This is a genomic window from Streptomyces sp. NPDC058239, from assembly GCF_042882185.1.
GTDB lineage: Bacteria > Actinomycetota > Actinomycetes > Streptomycetales > Streptomycetaceae > Streptomyces.
The window spans coordinates 4,999-9,066 of sequence record NZ_JBHVWS010000115.1; the positions used below are offsets into that span (position 1 = coordinate 4,999).

A 4,068-nucleotide genomic window follows, 5' to 3' on the forward strand; every position below is an offset into this window, starting at 1 on the left:
GCCCAACCCGGGGGGGGCCCCCCACCCGGCGCGGGGGTACTACTTGTAATACCCAAATTCATCACCACCATCCGCACATCCCTCCCCGCTGGCCCGGGCGGGGCCCCGCCCGGGCCGCCGCCCGACGGAGACCCCAGCACAGCAGAGGAACAACTGCACGAAGGGGAAGCCATGACAGCGACGACCGACGGAAGCACCGGGGCTGTGAGCCCCCGCGCAGCCTCGGCCAGTAATCCGACCGATACGACCATCGCCGCGGACGACGTACTCGCCGCCGCGCGGCGGGCCGCGGAACGCTCGGTGGAGCATCTCCTCGGCAGGCAGGACGAGCAGGGCTGGTGGAAGGGCGACCTCGCCACCAATGTCACCATGGACGCCGAGGACCTGCTGCTCCGTCAGTTCCTCGGCATTCAGGACCAGGCCACCGTTCAGGCGGCCGGCCGTTTCATCCGCGGCGAACAGCGCGGCGACGGCACCTGGGCCACCTTCCACGGCGGCCCCGGCGAACTCTCCACCACCATCGAGGCGTACGTGGCACTGCGGCTGGCCGGAGACCGGCCGGACGAACCGCATATGGCCCGCGCTTCGGGATGGATCAGGGAACAGGGCGGAATCGCGGCGAGCCGCGTCTTCACCCGGATCTGGCTCGCCCTCTTCGGCTGGTGGAAATGGGACGACCTGCCGGAACTCCCGCCCGAGCTGATGTTCTTTCCCAAATGGGTTCCGCTCAACATCTATGACTTCGGCTGCTGGGCCCGCCAGACCATCGTGCCGCTCACCATCGTCTCGGCCAAGCGGCCGGTACGCCCGGCCCCCTTCGCCCTCGACGAGCTGCACACCGACCCACACCACCCGAACCCGCCCATGCCCGCCGCTCCGGCGGCGAGCTGGGACGGAGTCTTCCAGCGCCTGGACAAGGCGCTGCACGCGTACCGCCGGATCGCACCTCGCAAGCTGCGCCGGACCGCCATGAACGCCGCGGCCCGCTGGATCATCGAACGCCAGGAGAACGACGGCTGCTGGGGAGGTATCCAGCCGCCCGCCGTGTACTCCGTCATCGCCCTGTACCTGCTCGGCTACGACCTGGACCACCCGGTGATGCGGGCCGGACTCGCCTCGCTCGACCGCTTCGCCGTCTGGCGCGAGGACGGCGCCCGGATGATCGAGGCCTGTCAGTCCCCGGTCTGGGACACCTGCCTCGCCACCATCGCCCTCGCCGACGCCGGGGTCAGCCCCGACCACCCGGCGCTCGTGAAGGCCGCGGACTGGATGCTCGGCGAGGAGATCGTACGGCCCGGCGACTGGTCCGTGCGCCGTCCCCGGCTCAACCCGGGCGGCTGGGCGTTCGAGTTCCACAACGACAACTACCCGGACATCGACGACACCGCGGAGGTGGTCCTCGCGCTGCGCCGGGTCCGCCACCCCGACAAGGCGCGCATCGAGGCCGCCATCAGGCGCGGAGTGCGCTGGAACCTCGGCATGCAGTCCCGCAACGGGGCCTGGGGAGCGTTCGACGCGGACAACACCAGCGCGTTCCCCAACCGGCTGCCCTTCTGCGACTTCGGTGAGGTCATCGACCCGCCGTCCGCCGATGTCACCGGGCACGTGGTGGAGATGCTCGCCGTTGAGGGGCGGTCCGGGCATCCCGCCACCCGGCGCGGTATCGAGTGGCTGCTTGCCGAACAGGATGCGAGCGGCGGCTGGTTCGGCCGCTGGGGCGTCAACTACGTATACGGCACAGGGTCGGTGGTGCCCGCACTGGTGGCCGCCGGGCTGCCCGTCACGCATCCGGCGATCCGCCGCGCGGCCGGCTGGCTGGAGTCCGTGCAGAACGACGACGGCGGCTGGGGCGAGGACCTGCGCTCGTACCAGGAGGACAAGTGGATCGGGCACGGCGCCTCGACCGCCTCCCAGACCGCGTGGGCACTGCTCGCACTGCTTGCCGCAGGACGGCGGGACAGCAGGGCCGTGCAGCGGGGAGTGTCCTGGCTCAGCGAGACGCAGCAGGCCGACGGATCCTGGGACGAGCCGTACTTCACCGGAACCGGCTTCCCCTGGGACTTCTCCATCAACTACCACCTCTACCGGCAGGTCTTCCCGCTCACCGCACTCGGACGGTACGTGTACGGCGAACCGTTCGCCGACCGCACGGTCGCCCGCAAGGGGGCCTGATGGGCGATGGTCCGGTGCCGGCCGGCCCCGCAGCGCCGCTGCTGATCGCCTGTGCGCTCGGCATCGAGCAATTCGCCCTGCGCAGCGGCAGAGGCAGGGCCGGTGACGCACCGGGCCCGGTGACCGTACTCCGTACGGGCATGGGCCCCAAGGCCGCCGAGGCGGCCGTGTTGCGGGCGCTCGATCAGGACCGGGTGCCCGGCACCGCGGTGCTTGCCTCCGGATTCTGCGCCGGGCTGTCACCCGGCATGCACCCCGGGGACCTGGTGGTCGCCGTTGAGACCAGGGAATCCGGGGACTCGACGGTCTGCACCGGCACGGGCGTGCTCGCCGAGGCCCTCGCCGGCGCGGTGCCCGGTCGCACCGTCCACACCGGTCCGCTGACCGGTTCCGCCCATGTCGTACGCGGACATGAGCGGGCCGAGCTGCGGGCCACCGGAGCGATCGCGGTGGACATGGAGTCCGCCGCCACTCTCCGCGCCGCCCTGCGGTCCGGGCCACGCCCGGTTGCCGCCGTACGGGTGGTCGTGGACGCTCCCGAGCATGAGCTCGTCCGCATCGGCACGATACGCGGTGGAATATCGGCTTTCCGTGTTCTCCGTGCCGTCCTACCGGCTTTCTACGAATGGCACCGATCTCTGCTGCTCCCCAGGAGGTGAGCTAGATGGCCATGCCGCTCCGCCAGACCATCAAGGTTGCGACGTACCTCATTGAACAGAAGCTCCGCAAGCGGGACAAGTTCCCGCTCATTGTCGAGCTGGAGCCTTTGTTCGCCTGCAATCTGGCGTGCGAGGGCTGCGGGAAGATCCAGCATCCGGCCGGAGTTCTGAAGCAGCGCATGCCGGTGGCCCAGGCCGTCGGCGCGGTACTGGAATCGGGCGCCCCGATGGTTTCCATCGCGGGCGGCGAACCTCTGATGCACCCGCAGATCGACGAAATCGTGCGGCAGCTGGTGGCGAAGAAGAAGTATGTCTTCCTCTGCACCAATGCGATGCTGCTGCGCAAGAAGATCGAGAAATTCACCCCGTCGCCGTTCTTCGCCTTCGCCGTGCACATCGACGGGCTGCGCGAACGGCACGATGAATCGGTTGCCAAGGAAGGCGTGTTCGACGAGGCGGTGGCGGCGATCAAGGAGGCCAAGCGTCGCGGCTTCAGGGTCACCACGAACTCCACCTTCTTCAACACCGACACCCCGCAGACCGTCATCGAGGTCCTGAACTACCTCAATGACGATCTGAAGGTCGACGAGATGATGATCTCGCCCGCCTACGCGTACGAGAAGGCACCCGACCAGGAGCACTTCCTCGGCGTCGAGCAGACCCGAGAACTGTTCAAGAAGTCGTTCGCGGGCGGTAACCGGTCCCGCTGGCGGCTGAACCACTCGCCGCTGTTCCTGGACTTCCTGGAAGGCAAGGCGGACTTCCCGTGCACCGCGTGGGCGATCCCGAACTACTCGCTCTTCGGCTGGCAGCGGCCCTGCTATCTGATGAGTGACGGGTACGTCCCGACGTACCGCGAACTCATCGAGGAGACCGACTGGGACAAGTACGGCCGGGGCAAGGACCCGCGCTGCGCCAACTGCATGGCGCACTGCGGTTACGAGCCCACCGCCGTCCTCGCCACCATGGGATCGCTGAAGGAATCCCTGCGCGCCGTGCGCGAGACCGTCTCCGGGAACGGGTGACGCCATGACCGCTGGAGAACCGGTCGCACTGGGTCTCCCCGAGCTGCCGGCCCGGCCGCTCGCGATGCGCCGCCACTCGCGGCGCATCCAGGTCGGGTCGGTTGCGGTCGGCGGGGGTGCGCCGGTGTCGGTGCAGTCGATGACCACGACGCGTACGTCGGACATCGGTGCGACGTTGCAGCAGATCGCGGAGCTGACGGCGTCGGGCTGTC

At 69.2% G+C, this 4,068-nt stretch carries 4 protein-coding genes; all 4 read left to right on the forward strand.

Annotation, left to right across the window (positions count from 1 at the left end; genetic code table 11):
- The first annotated feature begins 171 nt into the window (after window positions 1-171).
- Entirely contained in the window at window positions 172-2,172 is a 2,001-nt protein-coding gene (shc, locus tag ACFVYE_RS46845) for a squalene--hopene cyclase (protein ID WP_383979336.1), read from the forward strand.
- Window positions 2,172-2,831 (forward strand): 1-hydroxy-2-methyl-2-butenyl 4-diphosphate reductase, encoded by a 660-nt coding sequence (locus tag ACFVYE_RS46850; RefSeq protein WP_383979333.1) that lies wholly within the window; start codon window positions 2,172-2,174, stop codon window positions 2,829-2,831. The genes shc and ACFVYE_RS46850 overlap by 1 nt, the downstream gene beginning before the upstream one ends.
- Before the next feature lie 5 nt (window positions 2,832-2,836).
- Window positions 2,837-3,856, forward strand: a complete 1,020-nt coding sequence (hpnH, locus tag ACFVYE_RS46855; protein ID WP_383979331.1) for an adenosyl-hopene transferase HpnH — start codon at window positions 2,837-2,839, stop codon at window positions 3,854-3,856.
- 4 nt (window positions 3,857-3,860) lie between these two features.
- On the forward strand, window positions 3,861-4,068 hold a 208-nt coding region (locus ACFVYE_RS46860; protein ID WP_362160927.1), incomplete at its 3' end, for a flavodoxin-dependent (E)-4-hydroxy-3-methylbut-2-enyl-diphosphate synthase.